The sequence below is a fragment of the Vibrio sp. Y176 genome (genome assembly GCF_033438945.1).
The window spans coordinates 21096-42818 of record NZ_JAWOQS010000016.1; the positions used below are offsets into that span (position 1 = coordinate 21096).

At 45.2% G+C, this 21723-nt stretch carries 22 protein-coding genes and 1 tRNA gene; 15 read left to right on the forward strand and 8 right to left on the reverse strand.

What is annotated here, in order from left to right:
- Positions 1-9: 9 nt before the first annotated feature.
- Together R7O13_RS22245 and R7O13_RS22250 are read right to left on the reverse strand one after the other, a co-directional pair.
- Entirely contained in the window at positions 10-459 is a 450-nt protein-coding gene (locus tag R7O13_RS22245; RefSeq protein ID WP_151514570.1) for a DUF411 domain-containing protein, read from the reverse strand.
- 21 nt (positions 460-480) lie between these two features.
- Positions 481-3177 (reverse strand): heavy metal translocating P-type ATPase, encoded by a 2697-nt coding sequence (locus tag R7O13_RS22250; RefSeq protein WP_239945421.1) that lies wholly within the window; start codon positions 3175-3177, stop codon positions 481-483.
- Between the two features lie 478 nt (positions 3178-3655).
- Here R7O13_RS22250 and chiP point away from each other — a divergent pair, with 478 nt between their 5' ends.
- From chiP to R7O13_RS22270, 4 genes are all read left to right on the forward strand, one after another.
- The gene (chiP, locus tag R7O13_RS22255; RefSeq protein ID WP_005382007.1) at positions 3656-4777 is read left to right on the forward strand and encodes a chitoporin; all 1122 of its coding nucleotides are present in this window, start codon (positions 3656-3658) and stop codon (positions 4775-4777) included.
- A 123-nt stretch (positions 4778-4900) separates the two neighbouring features.
- On the forward strand, positions 4901-5497 hold the full coding sequence (locus tag R7O13_RS22260; RefSeq protein ID WP_318304720.1) for a DUF2057 domain-containing protein: 597 nt from the start codon (positions 4901-4903) through the stop codon (positions 5495-5497).
- Positions 5498-5674: 177 nt separating this feature from the next.
- On the forward strand, positions 5675-7102 hold the full coding sequence (gltX, locus tag R7O13_RS22265) for a glutamate--tRNA ligase (RefSeq protein ID WP_262639580.1): 1428 nt from the start codon (positions 5675-5677) through the stop codon (positions 7100-7102).
- A gap of 640 nt (positions 7103-7742) precedes the next feature.
- Positions 7743-8705, forward strand: a complete 963-nt coding sequence (locus R7O13_RS22270; RefSeq protein ID WP_005382010.1) for an OmpA family protein — start codon at positions 7743-7745, stop codon at positions 8703-8705.
- A 114-nt stretch (positions 8706-8819) separates the two neighbouring features.
- Here R7O13_RS22270 and R7O13_RS22275 read toward each other — a convergent pair whose 3' ends face one another.
- The 3 genes from R7O13_RS22275 to R7O13_RS22285 all read right to left on the reverse strand — a co-directional run bounded on the left by R7O13_RS22275 (position 8820) and on the right by R7O13_RS22285 (position 10991).
- A complete protein-coding gene (locus R7O13_RS22275; RefSeq protein WP_005382011.1) occupies positions 8820-9326 on the reverse strand; it encodes a hypothetical protein in 507 nt (168 codons plus the stop codon).
- A 279-nt stretch (positions 9327-9605) separates the two neighbouring features.
- Positions 9606-9682 (reverse strand) — tRNA-Arg (locus R7O13_RS22280).
- Between the two features lie 175 nt (positions 9683-9857).
- Positions 9858-10991, reverse strand: coding sequence for a flagellar assembly protein FlgT (locus tag R7O13_RS22285; RefSeq protein WP_005382012.1), 1134 nt, complete (start codon positions 10989-10991; stop codon positions 9858-9860).
- 169 nt (positions 10992-11160) lie between these two features.
- Between R7O13_RS22285 and R7O13_RS22290 the strand changes: the two genes are divergently transcribed.
- Positions 11161-11799, forward strand: a complete 639-nt coding sequence (locus tag R7O13_RS22290) for a FlgO family outer membrane protein (RefSeq protein ID WP_005382013.1) — start codon at positions 11161-11163, stop codon at positions 11797-11799.
- 9 nt (positions 11800-11808) lie between these two features.
- Positions 11809-12240 carry a flagellar assembly lipoprotein FlgP gene (gene flgP, locus R7O13_RS22295; protein WP_005382014.1) on the forward strand — a complete coding sequence of 144 codons (432 nt, stop codon included), beginning with the start codon at positions 11809-11811 and terminating at the stop codon, positions 12238-12240.
- A 102-nt stretch (positions 12241-12342) separates the two neighbouring features.
- On the opposite strand, the gene R7O13_RS22300 is transcribed toward flgP, so the two are convergent.
- The 3 genes from R7O13_RS22300 to flgA all read right to left on the reverse strand — a co-directional run bounded on the left by R7O13_RS22300 (position 12343) and on the right by flgA (position 13973).
- The gene (locus tag R7O13_RS22300; protein WP_154204781.1) at positions 12343-12768 is read right to left on the reverse strand and encodes a flagella synthesis protein FlgN; all 426 of its coding nucleotides are present in this window, start codon (positions 12766-12768) and stop codon (positions 12343-12345) included.
- A 27-nt stretch (positions 12769-12795) separates the two neighbouring features.
- A complete protein-coding gene (flgM, locus tag R7O13_RS22305) occupies positions 12796-13110 on the reverse strand; it encodes a flagellar biosynthesis anti-sigma factor FlgM (RefSeq protein ID WP_005382018.1) in 315 nt (104 codons plus the stop codon).
- Positions 13111-13226: 116 nt separating this feature from the next.
- Positions 13227-13973, reverse strand: a complete 747-nt coding sequence (flgA, locus tag R7O13_RS22310) for a flagellar basal body P-ring formation chaperone FlgA (protein WP_005382020.1) — start codon at positions 13971-13973, stop codon at positions 13227-13229.
- Positions 13974-14049: 76 nt separating this feature from the next.
- Between flgA and R7O13_RS22315 the strand changes: the two genes are divergently transcribed.
- The 9 genes from R7O13_RS22315 (at position 14050) to flgH (ending at position 21702) form a co-directional block, all read left to right on the forward strand.
- Positions 14050-14976: a chemotaxis protein CheV gene (locus R7O13_RS22315; protein ID WP_005382022.1), complete on the forward strand. Its 927-nt coding sequence runs from the start codon at positions 14050-14052 to the stop codon at positions 14974-14976.
- 11 nt (positions 14977-14987) lie between these two features.
- Positions 14988-15815, forward strand: coding sequence for a CheR family methyltransferase (locus R7O13_RS22320; RefSeq protein WP_005382024.1), 828 nt, complete (start codon positions 14988-14990; stop codon positions 15813-15815).
- Positions 15816-16118: 303 nt separating this feature from the next.
- On the forward strand, positions 16119-16514 hold the full coding sequence (gene flgB, locus R7O13_RS22325; RefSeq protein WP_005382026.1) for a flagellar basal body rod protein FlgB: 396 nt from the start codon (positions 16119-16121) through the stop codon (positions 16512-16514).
- A gap of 5 nt (positions 16515-16519) precedes the next feature.
- Entirely contained in the window at positions 16520-16933 is a 414-nt protein-coding gene (flgC, locus tag R7O13_RS22330; RefSeq protein WP_154204780.1) for a flagellar basal body rod protein FlgC, read from the forward strand.
- Positions 16934-16950: 17 nt separating this feature from the next.
- The gene (gene flgD / locus R7O13_RS22335) at positions 16951-17661 is read left to right on the forward strand and encodes a flagellar hook assembly protein FlgD (RefSeq protein WP_005382029.1); all 711 of its coding nucleotides are present in this window, start codon (positions 16951-16953) and stop codon (positions 17659-17661) included.
- Between the two features lie 30 nt (positions 17662-17691).
- The gene (flgE, locus tag R7O13_RS22340) at positions 17692-19005 is read left to right on the forward strand and encodes a flagellar hook protein FlgE (protein ID WP_005382030.1); all 1314 of its coding nucleotides are present in this window, start codon (positions 17692-17694) and stop codon (positions 19003-19005) included.
- A gap of 330 nt (positions 19006-19335) precedes the next feature.
- Positions 19336-20085, forward strand: coding sequence for a flagellar basal-body rod protein FlgF (gene flgF, locus R7O13_RS22345; protein ID WP_005382031.1), 750 nt, complete (start codon positions 19336-19338; stop codon positions 20083-20085).
- An 18-nt stretch (positions 20086-20103) separates the two neighbouring features.
- Positions 20104-20892, forward strand: coding sequence for a flagellar basal-body rod protein FlgG (gene flgG, locus R7O13_RS22350; protein WP_005382032.1), 789 nt, complete (start codon positions 20104-20106; stop codon positions 20890-20892).
- 30 nt (positions 20893-20922) lie between these two features.
- Positions 20923-21702 carry a flagellar basal body L-ring protein FlgH gene (flgH, locus tag R7O13_RS22355; protein WP_005382033.1) on the forward strand — a complete coding sequence of 260 codons (780 nt, stop codon included), beginning with the start codon at positions 20923-20925 and terminating at the stop codon, positions 21700-21702.
- The last annotated feature ends 21 nt before the right edge of the window (positions 21703-21723 follow it).

Here is a 21723-nt window from a genome sequence, read left to right on the forward strand (position 1 = left end):
GCTTTGTTTTTATTTGCCGTTGCCTTCGTGGTGGCTATATTCGAACACTTGGCCTTTTTCGTTAAAGGCGTAAACGGTGTAGCTGTCTTTTTTGTCGCCATATTCCATACCAGGGGAGCCCATTGGCATGCCCGGTACTGATAGGCCTTTTGCGTTACGTGGTGGATTTTTCAAAAACGCTTTAATGTCTTCGGCTGGAATGTGACCTTCAAACAGATAGCCGTTGATCTCTGCCGTGTGGCAAGAGTAAAGCTGTTCATTCTTGATGCCTAGATCGCGTTTGATGGCGTTCATGTCATCGTGCAATTTTTCTTCGACCGTAAAGCCGTTCTCTTCCATGTGTTTTGTCCATTCTCCACAACAGCCACAGTATGGCGATTTATGGTTAATGACATCGGCTGCCAATACGTTGGCGGACACGGTCGCAAGCATTGCAAAGGTCAATAGTTTCAACTTCATAATACCCTCAAAAAGAAGTGGTTACTTTACTGAAAACAGTCGTAGTCGATTTGCATTACTAACGACAGTAATTGAAGACAGTGCCATTGCCGCTCCTGCGACAACAGGACTGAGCAAAAATCCAAACGCTGGGTAAAGCACGCCAGCGGCAACTGGAATACCCAACGAGTTGTAAACAAAGGCACCAAATAGGTTTTGCTTCATGTTTTTAAGTGTAGCGCGAGAGAGTTCAATCGCATGTACTACCGCCATTGGTGACGTGTTCAGGATGGTCATTTGCGAACTTTCAATGGCGACATCACTGCCGCTACCCATGGCAATACCTAGGTTGGATAACGCGAGAGCAGGGGCGTCGTTAATGCCATCCCCCACCATTGCCACGACATGTCCTTGAGATTGAAGTTGCTCAATGTGCTGAGCTTTCTCATCTGGCATTACTTGGGCAATCACTTCATCAATACCAAGTTCTTGGCCGATAGCATTGGCAACGTGTTGGTTATCGCCCGTCAGCATTACCGTTTTGATGCCTTGCGATTTTAATGCAGAGAGCGCTTGCTTCGCATCTGATTTGATCGGGTCGGCAATGGCGATCAGACCGATCAGTTCGCCGTTCAATGCCACAGCTACCGGAGTCCACGCATTTTTTGCGCATTCATCGATGGCAGGTTTTAGTGCGCTGGTCTCGACGTTCTCTGCTTGCATAAATTGAAGCGAACCAATGAGTAGCGGTTTATCTTGATACGTCGCCCAAATGCCGCGCCCGCGAACGTTCTCAAACTTGTCTAATGAGACATCCTTTGCGTCGTGTCGTTTGGCGTAATCACATACCGCTTTTGCCAGTGGGTGCTCAGACTGACGCTCTGCCGCATACGCTAAAGCCAATAGATCTTCTTGGCTGGTGGCGTGAGTAAACACTTGCTGAACGCTAGGTTTACCTTGGGTAAGCGTGCCAGTTTTGTCGAACACAACCGTGTCGACTTTGCTTGCCAATTGCAGGGCGTCGGCGTCTTTGATCAGAATGCCGAGCTCTGCGGCTTTACCCACTCCCACCGTGACAGAAAGCGGGGTTGCTAAGCCTAGAGCGCAAGGGCAGGCGATGATCAGGACGGTTGTGGTGACCACCAGCATATAACTCGCTTTTGGCTCTGGGCCAACGGCAAACCAAACGAGCGCGGCCAGTATTGCTATGCCAACAACGACAGGGACAAACACCGATGAAATCTGGTCTGCCAGTTTCGCGATGGCTGGCTTACTGCTTTGCGCTGTGCGCACCATGCGGATGATACGAGCCAGCATGGTATTTGCGCCAATGCCCGTTGCCTCAATGACTAATCCACCATCGGTATTTAATGTCCCAGCAGACACTTGAGCCTCTTGCGCTTTTAACACTGGTACTGGTTCACCAGTGAGCATCGACTCATCAATGTATGATTCACCTTGAATCACAACACCATCAACAGGCACTTTCTCGCCTGGTTTGATACGCAGTTTCATGCCTAACGTGATTTGCTCAACCGCGATTTTTTGGTCGCCTTGTTCCGTAATTACCGTAGCTTGCTGAGGTTGCAGGTTAATCAACGCTTGTAAGGAACGTGTTGTGTTTGCTTTGGCTTTTGCTTCTATATAGTGACCAAGAGAAATTAAGCCGATGATCATTGCACTCGCTTCAAAGTACACGTGGCGTGAAGCAAGAGGGAACCAGTCTGGGAAAATCACCACAAGCATCGAATAGAACCACGCTGCGCCAGTACCGAGCGCGACTAACGTGTCCATGGTGGCGCGCTTGTGAGTAGCTGCTAACCAAGCGTTACTGAAGAAGTGTTTCCCTGCTGTGGCAAGAAGGAGTAAACATACGATACCGATCGCGCCCCAAGCTAATTGGTCGTTGGTGTTGCGAATCATCATATTGCCGCCAGCAACGCCCCAAATCATTAAAGGGGCACCGACGACAAGGCCAGCAATAGCATCCAGTTTAAAGCGTTTTTGTTGCTGACGTTGTTGCTGTGCTTGCTTTTCTTGCTGGGTTGCGGCGTCTTGTAGGATCTCTGCTTGGTAACCGGCTTGTTTTACCGATTCAACAATTGCGTTAAGGAGGTCATCAGAGTCTTGGCTTGCGAATACTAGTGCGCTTTGTTCTGCAAGGTTGACTTGTGCCTTCTCAACGCCTTCTACGTTAGTAAGTGCTTTCTCTACTGAAGATACGCAACTCGCACACGTCATGCCTTGAATCAGCATTTGCAATTGAATACTCGCTGGTGGCACCTGCGTATCTTTAATATTGCTTTGCTTTTCTACCTGTTCAGTCTCTGGTGAGCTTTCGTTCTCTACTTCAACAGAATCAAGGTTGGCGGTATAGCCGAGTGTTGCTATTAAGTCGATCACTTGTTGCTCGGAGAGGAGGGTACGAATCTCTAAGTGCGTTGTTGAAGCCTCAAAAGAAATAACGTCTTGATTAGATTCTAATAAAGATGAAAGTTTTTTGACGCAACCGCCACAGCTTAAGCCTGAAAGGTTTAGCTCGTAGTGATTTCCTGCTTGGTAACCAAGAGATTCAATCGACGAGACGAGCTCTTTAAGAGAAGACTCGGTTTTGACCTCTACTTGCGTCGGGGACAAATTGAGGATCTCCACATCGTGATTCGCATGTAAAGCATTCTCAACTTTTCTCGCACAGCCCATGCAGTTGAGCCCTGATAAAGGTATAACTAACTGATACATAATCTGCACCTCAATAGTAGTGATGCTATGAGCTTAAACCTTCCTGTAAGGGTAAGGTCAATACCCATTTGCTACTCACAACAATTTCGTCAAAATCTCTCGAATCCCACAAGTGCACGGTCATTTTACTTGCGAGTGATCTCAAGGTTTTTTCTCTTTGAATATAAAGTTCCGTTAAAACACCTAAAAGATGAATGAAGTCGCTCACGTTTTTTAGATGCTCTCAATGTCAGTTCAGTGTCAAAACGTACTTTTAACGTTTTTTATTTTTTATATTTGATGTTAAACAATTGTTTTTTATTGATTTATTTTATTTTTGATTTTCTCATTTTGAAGTCGCTCAGATTGCTGTAGAGAAAGTTTTTTAGTGCGAAAAAAGTTTGTCATATTTGCCCCGTCCAAACACTGTTTCAAGTTCCTGCCATGTCCTAGTTAGTGAATTTGAAAATGGAAAAAACTAAAAATATAGGGGTTTATAATGTCTTACCTAAAGAAAAGCCTACTTGCCACGGCAATTACCGGCATGATGTTCAGTGGTGCTGCATTTGCTGATGGTGCAAACAGTGACGCAGCAAAAGAGTTTCTAACCAAGGATTCATTTTCTTATGAAGTTTACGGGATCATCGCGATGCAGGCCGCGTACCGCGATTACGATTCTGGCAGCAAAGCAACGGACGATGATTTGGGTGGCATGCAGCTAAACAACGAATCTCGTATTGGTTTCCGTGGTAAAAAACAATTTGCTAACTTCGACCCTACTTTTATTTGGCAAATCGAAGGCGGTTATGTAGACCCTAGCTTTGGTGGCGAGGGCGCAGGTCTTGGTGAACGTGACACATTCGTCGGTTTTGAAAGTGCATCTTGGGGGCAAATTCGCCTGGGTCGCGTTTTGACACCTATGTACGAATTGGTTGACTGGCCAGCATCTAACCCTGGTCTCGGCGATGTATACGACTGGGGTGGTGCTATTGGTGGCGCCAAGTACCAAGACCGTCAATCAAACACTATCCGCTGGGACTCTCCAATGTTTGCTGACAAATTCTCCCTAGATATCGCAGCTGGTGCAGGTGATAAAGCAGGTCTAGGTGAAGGGGATGACTACTGGGGTGGTATCGCAGCACACTACAAAATTGGTCCTATCCAGTTAGATGCGGCATATGAAGGTAACCGTAATATCAAGATGGAAAGCCAAACGTGGGAAAACAACACGTACTTGGTAGGGGCACAAGGCTGGTTTGATAACGGGATCTCTTTCTTTGCGCAATACAAATACATGGAAGCGGACGCAAGCAATGGTGTGAGTGAAAAGCAAGATGCAATGTCTGCCGCTATCATGTACACCACGGGTGATTGGCAATACAAACTGGCTTATGCCGCTAACTTTGATCTAGAGCGTGATGGTAAGAAAATTAACGATACAGCGGACGATGTGTTATCAGCACAAGTTATGTATTTCGTAGACCCATCGGCAGTGCTGTACGTACGTGCTCGTACTCTAGACTTTGGCGACGGTGCGTCTCAATTAGATAAACCAACAGAAGCACGTTGGAAGTCTGCTGACTACGACGAGTTCTCTGTAGGTGTTGAATACTACTTCTAACTAAAGAAGCAGCTAAAAGGGCGGAAACGCCCTTTTTATCTTGATACTTATTCAAATAAGCCTTTGAAATGACTGGCCTGTAAGTTTTAGAGGCTTATCTAAATTGGTATAAAGTGAGAAACCATGATGAAAAAAACAACGACACTTCTCGGACTTTGCGCAATGCTTTCGGCGCCAGCTTTTGCTGCTCAACTCACTCTGCAATCTGAATTAGTCCCTCGCGTTCTCAACGGCGAGTTCGTCTACCCTGAGTGGATATCCAAGAACAACAGCATCGAGTTAAAGGATGGGGAAAACCAATTAGCGGTAACGGTTGGACAAATCGTATTTGAAGATGGAAAGCGCCGTAAATTCGATTCGCAGCCGCTGGTATTAGAGTTTGATGCAGAAAAAGACACCGAGCTTTCTCTGGCTTATCAAACATTCCGTACTATTGAAGAGGCGAGAGCCTTCGAACTCGATCCTAAAGTGGTATTGAAAGACAAAAAAGGAAAAGAAGTGGCATTCTCTATGGTTCAACTTCGTAAAGGTGGTTTGCAAGGTTTTCGTGATTACGAACGAGAAGTTGCCGACTATAATAACGCAATGAATAAAGAATCGACTAAGGCAAGCATTGCGTCTTCTCCAGCGGAAACCAAAACAATCAAAGCATCGTTTAATGAATTGAGCCGTGAAGAGCAGCAAGAATTTATGCAATGGGCAATGCGTAACCTGAAGTAATTTCGTCTCGTGCTTTAACAGTAAATAGCAGGGCTGTGCCTTTTTGGTTCTGCCCTGTTTTTATTTCTGTTGTCAAACCGATTGTAGAATTGACTTACGGTGGTAAAATGTCGCCACTTTTATCCTTGACATTACAACGAGAGATCTCTCGTTGCTCATTACCCCTAAGGAACTCAAATGACGGTTAAAACTCGTTTTGCTCCTAGCCCAACTGGCTATCTACACGTTGGTGGTGCGCGTACTGCACTTTACTCTTGGCTATACGCTAAAAACCAAGGTGGTGAATTCGTTCTACGTATCGAAGATACAGACCTTGAGCGTAACTCTCAGGAAGCGGTTGATGCAATTCTTGAAGGCATGGAATGGCTAGGCTTGGAGTGGGATGAAGGTCCTTACTACCAAACTCAACGTTTTGACCGTTACAACGAAATGGTTGATAAGCTTCTTGCAGAAGACAAAGCTTACAAATGTTACGCGTCTAAAGAGCTGCTAGATGAAATCCGTGCAGAGCAAGAAGCAAATAAAGAAATGCCTCGCTACGATGCTAACCATCCAAAAATCAAAGCAGCAAACGAAGCGGCAAAAGATGGCGATCCATGTGTTATCCGTTTCCGTAACCCGAAAGAAGGCAGCGTAGTATTTGATGATCAAATCCGTGGTCGCATTGAAATCCGCAACGATCAAATGGATGACCTAATCATTCGTCGTACAGACGGTTCACCTACTTACAACTTCTGTGTAGTAGTGGATGACTGGGACATGGGTATCACTCACGTTGTTCGTGGCGAAGACCACATCAACAACACGCCTCGTCAAATCAACATCTACGAAGCACTAGGTGCGCCAGTACCTACATTTGCACACTGTGCAATGATCCTGGGTGATGACGGCGCGAAACTGTCTAAACGTCACGGCGCTGTATCAGTCATGCAATACCGCGATATGGGCTACCTGCCTGCGGCACTAAACAACTACCTAGTGCGCCTTGGTTGGTCTCATGGTGACCAAGAAATCTTCTCTCAAGAAGAGATGATCAATCTATTTAGCCTAAACGCAGTATCTAAGTCAGCGTCAGCTTTTAACACTGACAAACTGCAATGGTTGAACAACCACTACATCAAGAACTCAGATCCTGCGTACGTTGCTGAGCATCTACAATGGCATCTAGATCAACAAAAACTAGACGTAACGAATGGTCCTGCTATCACTGACGTGATCAAGCTAGTGGGTGAGCGTTGCAACACACTAGTTGAGCTAGCTGAGCAAATCCGTTACTTCTATGAAGATTTCTCTGAGTTTGAAGCGGGCGCAGCGAAGAAACACCTACGTGGCGTGGCTAAAGAGCCTCTAGAACTTGCATTAGCGAAAGTGGAAGCACTAGCTGAGTGGACGACAGCGAACATCAAAGATGGCGTTATCGCAGCAGTATGTGAAGAGTTGGAAATCGGCATGGGCAAAATCGGTATGCCATTACGTGTTGCTGTAACAGGCGGCGGTCAGTCTCCTTCTGTCGATGCAGTAATGGAGCTGGTTGGAAAAGAGCGTTGTATTGCTCGCATTAAGATGGCGCTTGAGTTCATTGCTGAGCGTGAAGCAAACGCATAATTGCTTTGAACTGAACGTTCTTTTGAATAAATAGTCACAAAGCCGCGGTGAGCAACCGCGGCTTTTTTGTATCTTCAATTTAGGTAACGAGAAACTTTCTCTCATATTGGTGAATGAAGAGATGGTTTCACCTGTAATTTACCTCAATATGGATAAGATTTTTTAATCCAAACATCGTTGGCGTGAATAAAAAACGAGCGATTATATATCAAATATCTGATTGATTTTTATCCATGTTCCTTAAAGTTCCATTTTGTTTGTCTCATTTTTAAGAAAAACCTTTGCTTTAGCTCTGTTGTTCCAAAAATTAAAGCAAACGTTTGCGTGGTGATTGCGTGGGGATTTTTTTGCTTAAGATCACATGTTGTCGAGATTTTTGATGACAATAAATTGACAGAATTGGGATTTTTCTCGCGATTTCTTAGCGTTATAGTTCATCCCGTCAGCGATACCGAGATGGCGATATGTATCACTGAACAGGAAATGTACGTAAGTTGCTTCCATAAAAAAAATGCATGTGCATAAAAAGAAGCTGACTAAGTATCTCACTCAAGGAATGAATAAAAAGAATTGAAATACAACGTCAGTCAGACGGCGCATTTCGGCATCTAACAAAAGAACTTCTTTAGAGGAATCAATAATGAAAAAATTAGCAGCGGTAATTTCAGCGTCTCTACTTATGGCTTCAGCAGCACAAGCAGAAGTATACGTTGGTGGTAAGATGGGTAAGTCATGGATGGAAGACGCGTGTGTAGCGGGCCAGGCTTGTGACAAAGACGATTCTACTCTTGGCGCTTTTGTTGGTTACGAAATGAATAAATACTTCGCAGTAGAAGCGGGTTTCGACAACATCGGTGATTTTAACCAAACTTCTTTCGGTGGCCACGTAGAAGCGATCACTCTTGCTCCTAAATTTAGCCTACCAATCACTGAAGACATCGCACTTTACGGTAAAGTGGGTGGCGCTTACGTAATGTTTGATGGCAAAGATGATTACTCTTACCTAGGCGCAGCTGGTCTTGAATTCAACCTAAGCCAAAACGTAACAGCTCGTGCGGAATACCAAACACTGACTGACATCAGCAACGATGTAACTCGTGCGACAGGTAACACTGCAACACTAGGTGTTTCTTTCAAATTCGGCGGCAACGATGAGCCAGTAATCGTAGAAGAGCCAGTTGTTGTTGAAGAAGTGGTTGTAGAAGAAGTGGTAGAAGAGCCAGTTGTAGTTACGAAAACATTCGAAACTCAAACAATTGGTACAGGTAGCTTCGATCTAAACAGCACAACTCTAAAACCAGAGAGCGCTGCAAAACTTGATAACCTAGTTGCTTTCCTAAACGAGCACCCACAAGCGAACGTTGAAGTTGTAGGTTACACAGATACGTCTGGCCCAGCAGCTTACAACCTAAAAGTTTCTGAGAAACGCGCTGAGTCTGTTGCTAACGCACTCGTTGAAAAAGGTATTGATTCATCACGTATCCAAGCTCGTGGCGAAGGTGAAAACAACCCAATCGCTTCAAACGACACTCGTGAAGGTCGTCAACAAAACCGTCGCGTAGAAGTCGTTGTTCCAGAATTTGAATACCAAGTTCAGCAATAAGCTCCTATTCGACCGTAGTATAGAAGACTGAAGCTGAAAGCCCCAAAGAGTTCGCTCTTTGGGGCTTTTTATTTCTCTTTAAAAACTGACTGAAATGTTCAAAGTGGCCAGGTATTATTTAAGATCAATGCTGTTTAAACGCCCCATGAATGTCAGGATCTCCAAGTTATCTTTATGTGCTTCTAACAACGCTTTTTTGGTTTGCATGTAGGCGGCAAGTTTGCCGTACTTACTAATAGAGCGAACCACCGTTTTATATTTATACTCACCGTCATCATTGAACTCTCGCCACTTGGCGATGTAACACGTATCTCGGTTGTCAGGGTTTTCAAGAGTAGGGTTAGGCTTGTGAACGATTTTAGGCTCAACGCTATGTGGAAGCCTGGTCATTAGGTAAGGGTCTTTCAAAAGACGTCGCCAGAATTTGCCCCACATTTGCCGGCCTAACTCGTTTCTCAGCTTAATGGCTTTTTGTAAGCCTTTCTTTTCTCCAATACGAACAAATCCTACCGAGCGGTGTAGTACCGTATCCTCGGGGGTATGGATATGTATCTTAAAGGCTGTCTTGCCTTTAGAAATAAAGCGGTGTCCAGTGTTAGTTATTAAATTGCTCTTAGACATAGTGCTAACTAATAATTTTATTAATAGCTAAAAGGGTAAGCAAAACTCATAGATAATTAAAGTAATAAAATACAAAACTGTAAATAGGGCTTGTTGAAATGATTTCAAGGGGAAGAAGTCAGATCAGTAGAAGGTTTTATCTCGTAACCGAAACACCCGATCCGATCATATTGATTACTGGGAAGATTATCTAACACGATGTACTAGGGGGAGCAATGCGAGGCTTGAAATTGAAGATACAAAAAAGCCTTAGCTCAAGTGGGAGCTAAGGCTATGATATGGCGCCCCCAGTAGGATTCGAACCTACGACCTGTCCCTTAGGAGGGGACTGCGCTATCCAGCTGTGCCATGGGGGCGTAATACCAATAGTTGCAGTTCATTGCACTGTTTTACTGAGTTCAAATCTAGCAATCTACCAGATCTGTATCAGCATCACGTTGAACGATTCGCTACGGTCATTGGTATAATCAAATAAGATGCGCTGCCTATGATATTCAAAAGTGAGCATATCTCAAGACTTAATGTTTGCTTTTATAGGATCTTGTTCATTACGTCGCCAATTTGAACGCTAGATGCTAAATTTGGCTGATCAATCGTCAGCTCGGCTTCGTGTTCGTATATGCGTGATACCGTTAATGTAATTTCGCTTTGCGAGACTTTGTTTCTTGGCAATCCATTTTGGTCGATAAACGACGCGGTGTGCCAAAGCTGCAATTTGTCTCCCTCTTTTACGCCGTGCATACGGCCGAGATCCATCGTTACGGTATTACCGAAGACTGCCACAACCTCTGGCAATGTAATTTTGCAAGATAGCTCCGACTCCAGATCCAACATAATATTGCGACTAACGCGAAGCATCATCTCGCCATAGGTCGATGCCCAAAAACGTGCACTACGAGTGTCCACTTGACTCGTCTTAGCAAATGGCCAACGCGCGACCTCACGGTAGGCTTTGTTGAAGATTTCATGGCCAGTTTTACCATCAAATACTTTCATTTCTAACGCAAACTGACGATTGATGATGTCATCTTGCAATAGTTGAGATTCGACCGTTGCAGTGAGATCGGTGATGACCCCTCCAATGATGTATTGTGCGCCATTGTCTTGCGCGATCATTTGAGTGCGAGCAGGATAGTTGCTGCTTATTGAGTAGTCCGTTGTACCAACAGACACAAAGCTGCGTGAGGTTTGATCAAGTTGACGGTTCACTACGTGGCTAAAATCGTCACCAACTTGATAAATTTGTCCCATCACTGCTTGTTGTGGTGATGCGACCTCAATATTGCCGACCAGCATTGTCTTTTTGTATTGATCGGTGTGGCAACCCGTTGCCGATGGATAAATATCAACGCGGATTTTTACCTCGACTTTACCGCGACGTTTGCGTTCAGACTCGACCAAAATGTAACGGACTTCATGATTGGTAAACTGGTATTCGTTGCGGCTTTCTTCTAATAGCGGCATCAAGTTGCTAATACTGCCAATATCTGCGCCCGAAAAATTGACGGCTTTGAACAGCGCGTCTTCCAACGCATGGAGCCTTGCCGTCTCTTCTGAAGAAACGATGGTGGCAACGCCTGTGACTTCATACCAAGATGCCATTACCTTAAAAGGCACAAGCATCACTAAAGTGATTGAAAACAGACTGTTTAATATTTTTTTCATTGGTTACAACCGTTCGGGTATAAATATTGCTTTAACAAATTCAGTGAAGTTTGGTGGGTTTTTCTTCGTTAGGCAAACAAAGAAAAGCAAAGACTGTTCCAATATTCATTTTCTTGGAAAGGAATTAATAAAGAACGGTATCACCTAAGATTATCTGGAGAATCAAACCATGAAAAAGTGGCTTGTCGCCGCATCGATGATGACGCTTCTGACATCGTGCGCGTACTCACCGATTTACAATGGTAAAGAACCGTACTCGGGAAGCCAGTTCATGCTGATGGATAGTCCGCGTCATACGATGGACTTTTTCATTGAGAGCATGACAGAAGACCTGATGGTTTCTAATGTGGCAGTATCAGCGCGGACACCGATTGCGATTACCTCGTTTGTTGATCTACAAAATATGGATGCAACAAACTGGTTAGGTAACTCGGTCTCTGAAGGTTTTATCCATCAGTTTCAGCGCCGAGGGTTTAAAGTGGTTGATTTCAAAACTACGGGCTCTATTCAAGTGACGCAGCAGGGCGATTTTGCTTTAAGTCGTGATTGGCAAGATTTAGCTCAAGAGCAGCAAATTCAGTATGTACTGACCGGAACAATGCTGCGCCAAGAGGGAGGAGTGCTTGTCAATGCACGCGTGGTTGGCATGCAAAGCCGTGTAGTTGTAGCGACAGCGCAAGGTTTCCTTCCGGCTGACCGTATTGGGCGTGACTTAGATACGTTAAATAGCATCCGCACACAAGATGGTGTGTTGATTCGTTCTGACCCTACCATTCGTCAGCCGTACACTGTGATTCTCCGTCCATAGGATAGAAGCATGAAGAAGTTATTATTTATTGTTGCCACACTGATATTGGTGGGGTGTCAGCCATTACAACAGATGCGTCAAGATGAAATCTTAGTGGCGGTGGGTTACGCCAGCGTCAGTGAGCAAACAGGCCGCACAGTAGAAGAAAAGCGTGTACGAGCAATGCGCGCATCAAAAATTGATGCTTATCGTGAGCTAGCAGAGCAAGTTTATGGCATGCGTGTTAGTGGACGAGCAGAGCTGCAAGACCAACGTTTGGGTATTGAAAGCACCACTGGTGCCGTCGATGGTGTAATTCGTGGTGCAGAAGTTGTGCGTAGTTATCTTGTTGAAGACAGTTATGTGACTGAGCTGCGTCTGGATATCCGTAAGATGGATAAGCTACGTGATTATGGAGAAGTTCAGCAGGTGCCTGAGAAGCGTCAGCAAACCTTGTTTTAAACCATTTCACTAGACAGATAATCTTTTTGAGCGGCTGATTGGTAACAATGAGTCGCTTTTTTATATCTACGTGAGCGCGGAAATTGAGGGTAGGAGTGACGTTTAAGCTTTTATATTGGTGCCAAGCGTCGAGATGGTGTGGGTTTTTCCGCCCGCATTGTAGGTCATGCCAACTTTGCCATGAGTTCGCTGAAGCATGTTGTTGAGTTTATTGAAGCTCAGCTGTGCGCGACTAAGCGATTCGCCATTTACTTGGTTAACTTGTTGACAGTCGAGGACGATCGATTGGATCTGAGTAACAACCTGACTTAGGTGCTCATCTTCAGTAAGTTGATTGACGTGCGGGTGAGAGGCGATTCGCTGATCAGTTGTTCTGAGCTGATCAATGAGCGTCATCTTCTGTTTGGCAATGTTCTCAATCTCGGTAGAGACACGCACCGTTATTGCTTGTGTTTCTTGGCGTAAAACAGCGGAAAGTGCCTTAGCATTTTCTAGCTGGAAATTAACGAGATCGACTAATGCTGCCATAAAATACTTACCTTCGGCCTAAGTCAGTTAGCTTTTGCCTTGCAATTCGTTTTCAAACTTAATCATGTTGTCAGCCAATTTTTCAGGATCGACTTTGTATGAACCGTTAGTGATAGCTTCTTTGATTGCTGCAACTTTGGCGCTGTCATATGCCGGAGAAGCTGCCATATCCTTCTGGAGTTTACTGACGGCTTTACTTTGCTGGCTGAGTGACACTGCGTCTTGTTGCGCTGGCGCCTTTTTTGATTCTGTCGTGCTGGTAGCATTGGAATCGTTACGTGCAGGTGCGCGACTTGTTGTCGTCATCATTTGCCCTGAACGTATATTATCTATACCTGCCATGTTTAACCTTTGCCTTGTATCGTAATACTGGTATCCAGACTATCGACCAGCGCAAAAATAACTTTAGTCATTTTTTGCATTTTTATTGATCAGTTTAAACACGCTACCAGTGGGTATTAAAAATTAACAGTGATTTCCGCAATGTCAGTCACTATGCCTTCTATTATACGTTGTGACTTATCATTTTTCACTCTTACTTGATCGCCAGCTGAGCCATCCTGCAATGCTGTGCCTTGCGTTGTGATCGTCATGCCAGAATTCACCGCTTTGATAATGACCTTTTCATTTCGGCATACCACACAAACATCATTTCTCTCTACGACATCGCCTAAACGAACATTACGCTTTAGCTTTGCCCCAACCACTTGATCGTAGCTAGAAAATCCATCTTTACGAAAGCGCTGTAGCTCGATCATGGAAGTGGTAACATCCGATGCGCTGACGATTTCTCCTCTCCCTAATGTTCGTGTCGCGACGATCATTGGTACTGATACCGAGATCCTCACAGGGACATAGACTTTCCAGTCATCCGGTTGGCATTCCACTAACACATTGATGTTACTTCTCGTGCTGCTGGTGGAAGAGGCAGATGTATCTAACGGAACAGGGCAATCCGTTGCTTTTATTCTCGAGTCGATCTCTGCCGCATTAACAGATAGCTCGCCACCATCAGGCTGATCAACCGTAGCAAGAATATGTTGTTCTGCTGCTGTTTTTATTTGCTCGATCTGATTATCTGAAGCTGAATGAACAAAAAAGCTAAACATACTGAGCAAAATGCCGATAGACTTAGCGTACTTTGTAATTAGCGCTCTACATATTGTCATAGTCAATGGTGTCGAAGTGAAAGTGAAATACGCCATACTGTCTCCCTGGTATCGTGCTTGCCAGTGGTAGAGTATCATTTAAAAACAAAAAGTTTGAGATGGAGATGAGCATATGACGGGGATTCTTGACTCGGTGAATCAGCGTACGCAACTCGTCGGTCAGAACCGATTGGAATTATTGACCTTTCGACTGATGGGCCGACAGCGCTACGGCATTAACGTATTCAAAGTGAAAGAAGTACTACAGTGCCCTAAGCTGACTTCAATGCCAAATCTACACCCTCTGGTTAAAGGTATCGCTCATATCCGCGGCCATACCGTGTCCGTTATTGATTTGAGCCTGGCAATTGGTGGCCGCCCAACCACTGATTTAGATAAATGTTTTGTTGTTATTGCAGAATTTAACCGTACGATCCAAGCATTTTTGGTATCATCGGTTGAGCGTATTATCAATATGCATTGGGAAGCGATTTTGCCACCGCCAGACGGCGCAGGTAAAGCGCACTACTTGACTGCCGTGACAAACATTGACAATGAGCTGGTTGAAATCCTTGACGTTGAAAAAATCCTGGCAGAAATTGCGCCAGTTGATGAAACGATGGATTCCGCTATTGGCGAAGAAATCGCACAAGCAGAACAAGAAAAGCCTATTGTACGCCGCATACTGATTGCTGATGACTCGACGGTCGCGCGTAAACAGGTAGAGCGTGCGATTACATCCATCGGTTTTGAGGTCGTATCTGTCAAAGACGGCAAAGAAGCGTACAATAAGTTGATTGAAATGGCTCAAGAAGGCAATATCTACGATCAAATTTCGTTGGTTATTTCCGATATTGAAATGCCAGAAATGGACGGCTATACCTTAACGGCTGAAATTCGCAGACATGCCGATTTGAAAGACCTTTATGTTATCCTCCATTCTTCATTAAGTGGTGTATTCAACCAAGCTATGGTTGAGCGTGTAGGTGCCAACACCTTCATTGCGAAATTTAACCCAGATGAGTTGGGTAACGCGGTTAAATCTGCATTAACACAATAAAAGAGACATTAATGACTGCTATTACAATCAGTGATCAAGAGTATCGTGACTTTAGCCGTTTTCTAGAATCGCAATGTGGCATCGTGTTAGGTGATAGCAAGCAATACCTCGTGCGTAGCCGACTGAGTCCTTTAGTGACGAAGTTTAAGCTCGCATCGTTATCAGATTTGCTACGTGATGTTGTTACAGGGCGTAATCGAGAATTACGAGTCGCCGCTGTGGATGCGATGACGACTAACGAAACCTTGTGGTTTCGAGATACTTATCCGTTCACGGTTTTAGCTGACAAATTATTGCCAGAAGTAGCGGCAAGCAAGCGCCCAATTAAGATCTGGTCTGCTGCCAGTTCATCGGGCCAAGAACCGTATTCTATTGCAATGACGATCCTGGAAACGCAACAGCGCAAGCCGGGCTTGTTACCAAACGTGTCCATTACAGCCACAGATATTTCGGCAAGTATGCTCGAGATGTGTCGTGCAGGGGTGTACGACAACTTGGCTTTGGGTCGCGGGCTTTCACCAGAACGTCGTCGCACCTTCTTTGAAAATGCGGACGGTGGTCGCATGAAAGTCAAAGATAACGTCAAGCGTTTGGTGAACTTTCGTCCACAAAACTTGATGGACAGTTACGCACTGATGGGTAAGTTCGACATCATTTTCTGTCGTAACGTATTGATTTACTTTTCTCCAGAAATGAAGTCTAAAGTGCTTAACCAAATGGCGAGCAGTTTAAACCCTGGTGGCTACTTGCTGTTAGGGGCATCAGAGTCGCTAACTGGTCTGACTGATAAATTTGAAATGGTGCGCTGTAATCCGGGCATCATTTACAAGCTTAAATAGCGGTATCTCTTCATTGATAGAAAAGCCTGACTTCGTGTCAGGCTTTTTTGTTTGTTACCTTTCTGCGCCGAGCGTTTCATGTATCACTCAATTAGTTGAAGCGCGTTTTTGCCTTGTGCCCTCAACACGGTGTATCTTTATTAAGTGAACAAAGTGATACGACATGACATTCCAGTTACTTTGGCTCACTTATTGCTATTTCAATTCACGGTAACCACTAGGTTGGTGTAATGCTTTAGGTTTTGGCATGCTAATTGCTTTTTGGTTATCAATCACGGTCAGTTCTTAATTGTAGAGGCAAACATGGCTATATCTTTTGACAATGCACTAGGCATCCACCAGCACACGGTGGGCGTACGTGAGCGCAATGCAGAGGTGATTTCCACCAATATCGCACAAGCCAACACGCCTGGTTACAAAGCAAGAGGTTTAGACTTTGCGAAGGAATTGCAAGCGGCAACATCTGGGGCAAGCATTGGTCTTAGTCGCACAGATGGTCGGCATATTCCTGCCACTACAACGTTGGTTGGGGACAAGTTATATCGTCTTCCTACGCAACCAGATACGGGAGATGGCAACACGGTAGACTTGGATTTAGAGCGTAACTTGTTTATGCAAAACCAAATCAGACACCAAGCATCACTCGACTTTCTAGGCAGCAAATTCAAGAACTTAACCAAAGCAATCAAAGGGGAATAATTTAGATGAGCTTATTTAACGTTTTCAATGTGACAGGTTCCGCAATGAGCGCTGAATCCGTTCGTCTGAATACTACCTCAAGCAACTTGGCAAACGCCGACAGTGTCAGCAGCTCTGCGAAAGACACTTACAAAGCGCGTCATGCAGTGTTTGGTGCAGAGTTAAGTAACGCCATGCGTGGCGGTGATGCGGTGCCAGTGAAAGTGATGGGTATTGTAGAAAGTGATAAACCGCTGAGTGCGGAGTACAACCCAGACCATCCCCTTGCAAACGAAGAAGGCTACATTTACAAGCCTAACGTCAATGTAATGGAAGAAATGGCAAACATGATTTCAGCTTCTCGTGCATACCAAACTAATGTACAGGTCGCTGATTCTAGTAAACAAATGCTGCTGCGTACGCTGCAGATGGGTCAATAAGGATAAGGGGGTAGCGTATGGCCGGAATTAACAACGTTGGTCAAAGCGGCTTGTCCTATATCGACCAGCTTAAAAGTCTACAAGAGAGTAACAAGAAAGCGGAAGAGAGCACGGGTAAGCAGGACCTAAAACAGGAAGACTTCTTATCATTGCTCACGAAGCAACTGTCTCAGCAAGACCCTTTTAAGCCGGTAAGTAATGACCAGATGATTGCGCAAATGGCTTCATTTGCGACCGTTGATGGCATTGGCAAGATGAACACTCAGTTTGAGAGTTTGAATTCGTCAATGACATCAAATCAAGCGTTACAAGCTTCCTCTTTGGTAGGGCGTGACGTATTGGTCCCAGGAGCAGCAGGTGTGAAGCAGGACGACGCACCAATGGCGGCAATGGTTAAGCTTTCACAATCTATCGATAATCTGTTTGTTCGTGTAGAGGATGAAGCTGGCCAACTGGTTCGTACCTTTGAGGTAGGGGCGAAACCAGCCGGCGACACGCGTGTGCTTTGGGACGGTAAAGATGAAAGCGGAAATCCACTGCCAGCTGGCAAATACAAAGTGAAAGCGTCTGGCTTAGTTGAAGGGGAGTCGCAAGAGTTCCCAGTATCGACGTATGCCAACGTAAACAGCGTATTGCTTGGCAAAGGTGACGGAAACGTATTACTCAATCTGGCTGGTTTTGAATCGCCAGTTCGACTTGCAGAAGTATTGGAAGTCGGCAAAGCGTAGTCATAGCTCGCTAGATTAGGAGATTTTGGAATGTCATATGTATCTTTAAGCGGTTTGTCCGCCGCCCAACTGGATTTGAACACCACCAGTAACAACATTGCGAACGCCAACACTTACGGCTTTAAAGAGTCCCGTGCTGAGTTTGCTGATGTCTACTCTAACTCTTTATTTACTAACGCAAAAACCACACCGGGTGGTGGTGCGCAAGCAAGCCAAGTGGCACAGCAGTTCCATGAAGGCTCTAGCATTTACACCAACAACCCAATGGATTTGCGTGTTTCGGGGACAGGTTTTTTCGCTGTAGCGAAAGAGCGTCTAACTCCACAACAGAATGAACTGACACGTAATGGTGCATTTCACTTAAATAAAGAAAACTACATGGTGACCGCGAACGATGAGTTCTTATTAGGTTACCAAGTGGACCCAAGCTCTGGTGAGGTTTCTTCATACGAGCCACAACCCATCAATATTCCTGCTGAATTTGGTAAGCCAAAACAAACAGCAAACATTGAAGTGGGTGTGAACTTGCCAGCGAACGGCGATTTGAAAGATCCAACGCAGTTTGATTTTTCAGACCCAGATACATACAACCGTTCAACCTCTTCGACAATTTATGACTCGATGGGTCAGTCTTACAAGCTAACGACGTATTACTTGAAAGATCAGACTCAGCCAAATACATGGAACACTTACTACACCGTGACAGATAAAGAAGGTGAAAAGCCTTTAAATGTTGCGGCTGGTGATGCGCAAACGCCAACAGGTCATGTGGGGCATACCATGAAGTTCAACAACGATGGTACGTTGGCGAGCTTGAACAATGGTCAGCCAATCACTTCTGTGGCTCTGGGTGATCCGGCGACGAACACGACACCAGTCGATATGAATGGTGCCGATCCTGCGCAGACGCTTAACTTCGGCTTAGGCTCAGCAACACAGTTTGCGGCTCCGTTCGAACTGACTAAGTTTGACGAAGACGGTGCAACAACGGGCTTCCTAACCAAAGTTGACTTCGATGAAAACGGCAGCGTATTGGGAACTTACTCAAACGGTGAAAACGTTACATTGGGTCGTGTTGCTCTCGTACGTGTTCCAAACGAGCAAGGTCTGGATAAGAAAGGCGGCACTCAATGGGATTCAACGCAGTTCTCTGGTGACAAGATCTGGGGTGAATCAAATAAAGGCTCTTTCGGCACCATCAACAACGGTATGCTAGAGCAATCAAACATTGATATGACTCAGGAGTTGGTGGACCTGATCTCTGCTCAGCGTAACTTCCAAGCAAACTCACGTTCGCTAGAAGTACACAACCAACTACAACAGAATATCTTACAGATCCGCTAGAGCACTAGCTGGGTCATTCGATACTCTGCTTGAGTAAGCAATGGCGTGTGATTGCTTCTTAGTAATTACCGCTTTGTTCACTTTCATCATGACATTCATCTGATGCTTAGCCTGAATACACCTCACTCAGGCTAAGCATGCTTTGATCTACGATTTGCCGCTGTTGCCGCCGTATGGATCAAAACCTTGCCTCTCGTTACAGTTTTCTGCCTCTATTGACCTCTTTTAATAGTTTGTTATTAATTCAAGATATTGATTAGTAAGTCTATTTTTATTTTGGCATAACTATTGCTTTTACTCCGTGTACAGAGAGATTTTTTGGAGTAATTTATGGATCGCGCACTGTTTCTCGCAATGAGTGGCGCCAAGCAAAATATGCAGGCACTGCAATTGCGCGCTAATAACTTGGCTAACGTAAGCACGACCGGATTTCGGGCTGATTTAGCACAGGCTCGCTCAATGCAGGCTTATGGTGAAGGCCATCCTTCACGTGTGTTCAGCATGACAGAGCGTCCAGGGCATAACTTTGCTCAAGGTAGCGTGATTACAACAGGGCGTGATCTGGATGTGACGATTGAAGGCAGCGGCTGGATATCGGTACTCGATCACACAGGGAAAGAAGGGTTGACTCGTAACGGCAACCTAAAAGTCGATCAAAATGGCATGCTTACCAACGCAAGTGGTCATTTGGTGCTGGGTGAAAACGATGCGCCGATTACTTTGCCTATTCCTCTCTCCAAAATTGAAATCGGTCGGGATGGCACCATCTCTGTGCTTCCTCAAGGTGCCCCGGCAGAAGAATTCCAAGCGGTTGATCGCATTAAGCTTGTTAAGCCTAATGACCAAAGCTTGTTTAAAGACACCAATGGCTTATTTCGCCATAAAACTCCAAACCAACCTTACGAAGCAGACGCGACTGTTAGCCTCCAGACGGGAGCGATAGAAGGCAGTAACGTGAATGCCGTAGGTGAAATGACCGCATTGATTGACTTACAACGTCAGTTTGAAATGCAAGTCAAGATGATGAGCACAGCTGAAGAAATGGATAAATCTTCAGATTCACTGCTTCGTATGAGTTAACAGAGTTAGAGGTTCACTATGCATCCAGCACTATGGGTAAGTAAAACAGGTTTAGACGCCCAACAAACCAACATTGCCACAATTTCGAACAACTTGGCGAATGCCTCTACTGTCGGCTACAAAAAGAGCCGTGCAGTATTCGAAGATTTGTTCTATCAGAACATCAACCAGCCTGGCGGCCAGTCATCTCAGAACACGGAACTGCCAAGTGGCTTGATGTTAGGTGCGGGTTCTAAAGTGGTTGCGACGCAAAAAGTGCACACGCACGGCAATGCACAGACAACGACTAACGCACTGGACATGATGGTGGAAGGCGACGGTTTTTTCCAAGTGACATTGCCGGACGGCAACATCGGTTATACCCGTAACGGTCAGTTCACGCTCAATGGTGAAGGCACGTTAGTCACGTCGGGTTCTGGCTACCCTGTAGAGCCTGAAATTGTGATTCCAGAAGATGCGATTTCTATTACTGTTGGTACGGATGGTGAAGTGTCGGTTCGCGTCCGAGGTCAGCAAGACAACCAAGTCGTTGGTCAGCTAACCATTACAGATTTTGTTAACCCGGGTGGCCTAGAGCCAATTGGTCAGAACCTTTACTTACCAACGGGTGCCAGTGGCGATCCACAAGAGGGTGTTCCTGGTTTGGACGGTTTGGGGGAAATTCGTCAATCCATGCTGGAAGCGTCCAACGTGAATGTAACGGAAGAGTTGGTCAACATGATCGAAGCCCAGCGCGTTTACGAAATGAACTCAAAAGTGATCTCGTCAGTCGATAAAATGATGAGCTTCGTTAACCAGCAATTGTAACGATTAAGAGCAAGATTTGAGGAGCTCACGATGAAACGTATTTGCCTACTCGCTTTGATTGCTACGATGTCGGGCTGTGCCATGTTGGAACCGATTGAAACGGATGAAGTGACACAAGCAACCACTGTGGTCGACGCAGTAGAAGGCGATAAATCGAAAGAAGAGAGCAGCGGTATTGTAGATACTTTACGTGGTAGAAGTGATCCGGTTGCTGGCGACCCTGCTTGGGCTCCAATTCATCCGAAAAACAAGCCTGAGCATTACGCTGCTGCAACAGGTTCGTTGTTTAGCGCCGAGCACATTACCGATCTCTACGACGATTCTAAACCACGTGGTATTGGCGACATTATTACCGTAACACTGGATGAGACAACCAGTGCGACGAAAAGCGCAAATGCCGATTTATCGAAAACCAATGAAGCGCAAATGGACCCGCTTCAAGTGGGCGGAGAAGAGCTGCAAATTGGCGGAAAATATAATTTCTCTTATGACTTAAACAACTCCAACTCATTTGCAGGTGACTCTTCTGCAAAGCAGAGCAACAGCATCAGTGGTTACATCACTGTTGAGGTGATTGAAGTACTGGCAAACGGCAACCTCGTGATCCGCGGTGAGAAGTGGATGACGCTAAATACAGGTGATGAGTACATACGTTTAAGTGGCACTATTCGTCCGGATGATATTAATTTCGACAACACCATTGCATCAAATCGTGTTTCTAACGCAAGAATTCAATACTCAGGGACTGGTTTGCAACAAGATATGCAAGAGCCAGGCTTCTTGGCACGATTCTTTAATGTAGCGCTATAACACGCCGTGCTGACGGCAATT

Bases quoted from the DNA above. Each gene is read 5' to 3' on its own strand.
- R7O13_RS22250 (WP_239945421.1), bottom strand. From the start codon at position 3,177: ATGTATCAGTTAGTTATACCTTTATCAGGGCTCAACTGCATGGGCTGT.
- flgC (WP_154204780.1), top strand. From the start codon at position 16,520: ATGAGCTTATTTAACGTTTTCAATGTGACAGGTTCCGCAATGAGCGCT.
- flgB (WP_005382026.1), top strand. From the start codon at position 16,119: ATGGCTATATCTTTTGACAATGCACTAGGCATCCACCAGCACACGGTG.
- flgE (WP_005382030.1), top strand. From the start codon at position 17,692: ATGTCATATGTATCTTTAAGCGGTTTGTCCGCCGCCCAACTGGATTTG.
- flgM (WP_005382018.1), bottom strand. From the start codon at position 13,110: ATGGCAGGTATAGATAATATACGTTCAGGGCAAATGATGACGACAACA.
- R7O13_RS22270 (WP_005382010.1), top strand. From the start codon at position 7,743: ATGAAAAAATTAGCAGCGGTAATTTCAGCGTCTCTACTTATGGCTTCA.
- R7O13_RS22320 (WP_005382024.1), top strand. From the start codon at position 14,988: ATGACTGCTATTACAATCAGTGATCAAGAGTATCGTGACTTTAGCCGT.
- flgP (WP_005382014.1), top strand. From the start codon at position 11,809: ATGAAGAAGTTATTATTTATTGTTGCCACACTGATATTGGTGGGGTGT.
- R7O13_RS22315 (WP_005382022.1), top strand. From the start codon at position 14,050: ATGACGGGGATTCTTGACTCGGTGAATCAGCGTACGCAACTCGTCGGT.
- gltX (WP_262639580.1), top strand. From the start codon at position 5,675: ATGACGGTTAAAACTCGTTTTGCTCCTAGCCCAACTGGCTATCTACAC.
- R7O13_RS22245 (WP_151514570.1), bottom strand. From the start codon at position 459: ATGAAGTTGAAACTATTGACCTTTGCAATGCTTGCGACCGTGTCCGCC.
- flgA (WP_005382020.1), bottom strand. From the start codon at position 13,973: ATGGCGTATTTCACTTTCACTTCGACACCATTGACTATGACAATATGT.
- R7O13_RS22260 (WP_318304720.1), top strand. From the start codon at position 4,901: ATGATGAAAAAAACAACGACACTTCTCGGACTTTGCGCAATGCTTTCG.
- flgG (WP_005382032.1), top strand. From the start codon at position 20,104: ATGCATCCAGCACTATGGGTAAGTAAAACAGGTTTAGACGCCCAACAA.
- R7O13_RS22275 (WP_005382011.1), bottom strand. From the start codon at position 9,326: ATGTCTAAGAGCAATTTAATAACTAACACTGGACACCGCTTTATTTCT.
- flgD (WP_005382029.1), top strand. From the start codon at position 16,951: ATGGCCGGAATTAACAACGTTGGTCAAAGCGGCTTGTCCTATATCGAC.
- flgH (WP_005382033.1), top strand. From the start codon at position 20,923: ATGAAACGTATTTGCCTACTCGCTTTGATTGCTACGATGTCGGGCTGT.
- R7O13_RS22285 (WP_005382012.1), bottom strand. From the start codon at position 10,991: ATGAAAAAAATATTAAACAGTCTGTTTTCAATCACTTTAGTGATGCTT.
- flgF (WP_005382031.1), top strand. From the start codon at position 19,336: ATGGATCGCGCACTGTTTCTCGCAATGAGTGGCGCCAAGCAAAATATG.
- R7O13_RS22300 (WP_154204781.1), bottom strand. From the start codon at position 12,768: ATGGCAGCATTAGTCGATCTCGTTAATTTCCAGCTAGAAAATGCTAAG.
- chiP (WP_005382007.1), top strand. From the start codon at position 3,656: ATGTCTTACCTAAAGAAAAGCCTACTTGCCACGGCAATTACCGGCATG.
- R7O13_RS22290 (WP_005382013.1), top strand. From the start codon at position 11,161: ATGAAAAAGTGGCTTGTCGCCGCATCGATGATGACGCTTCTGACATCG.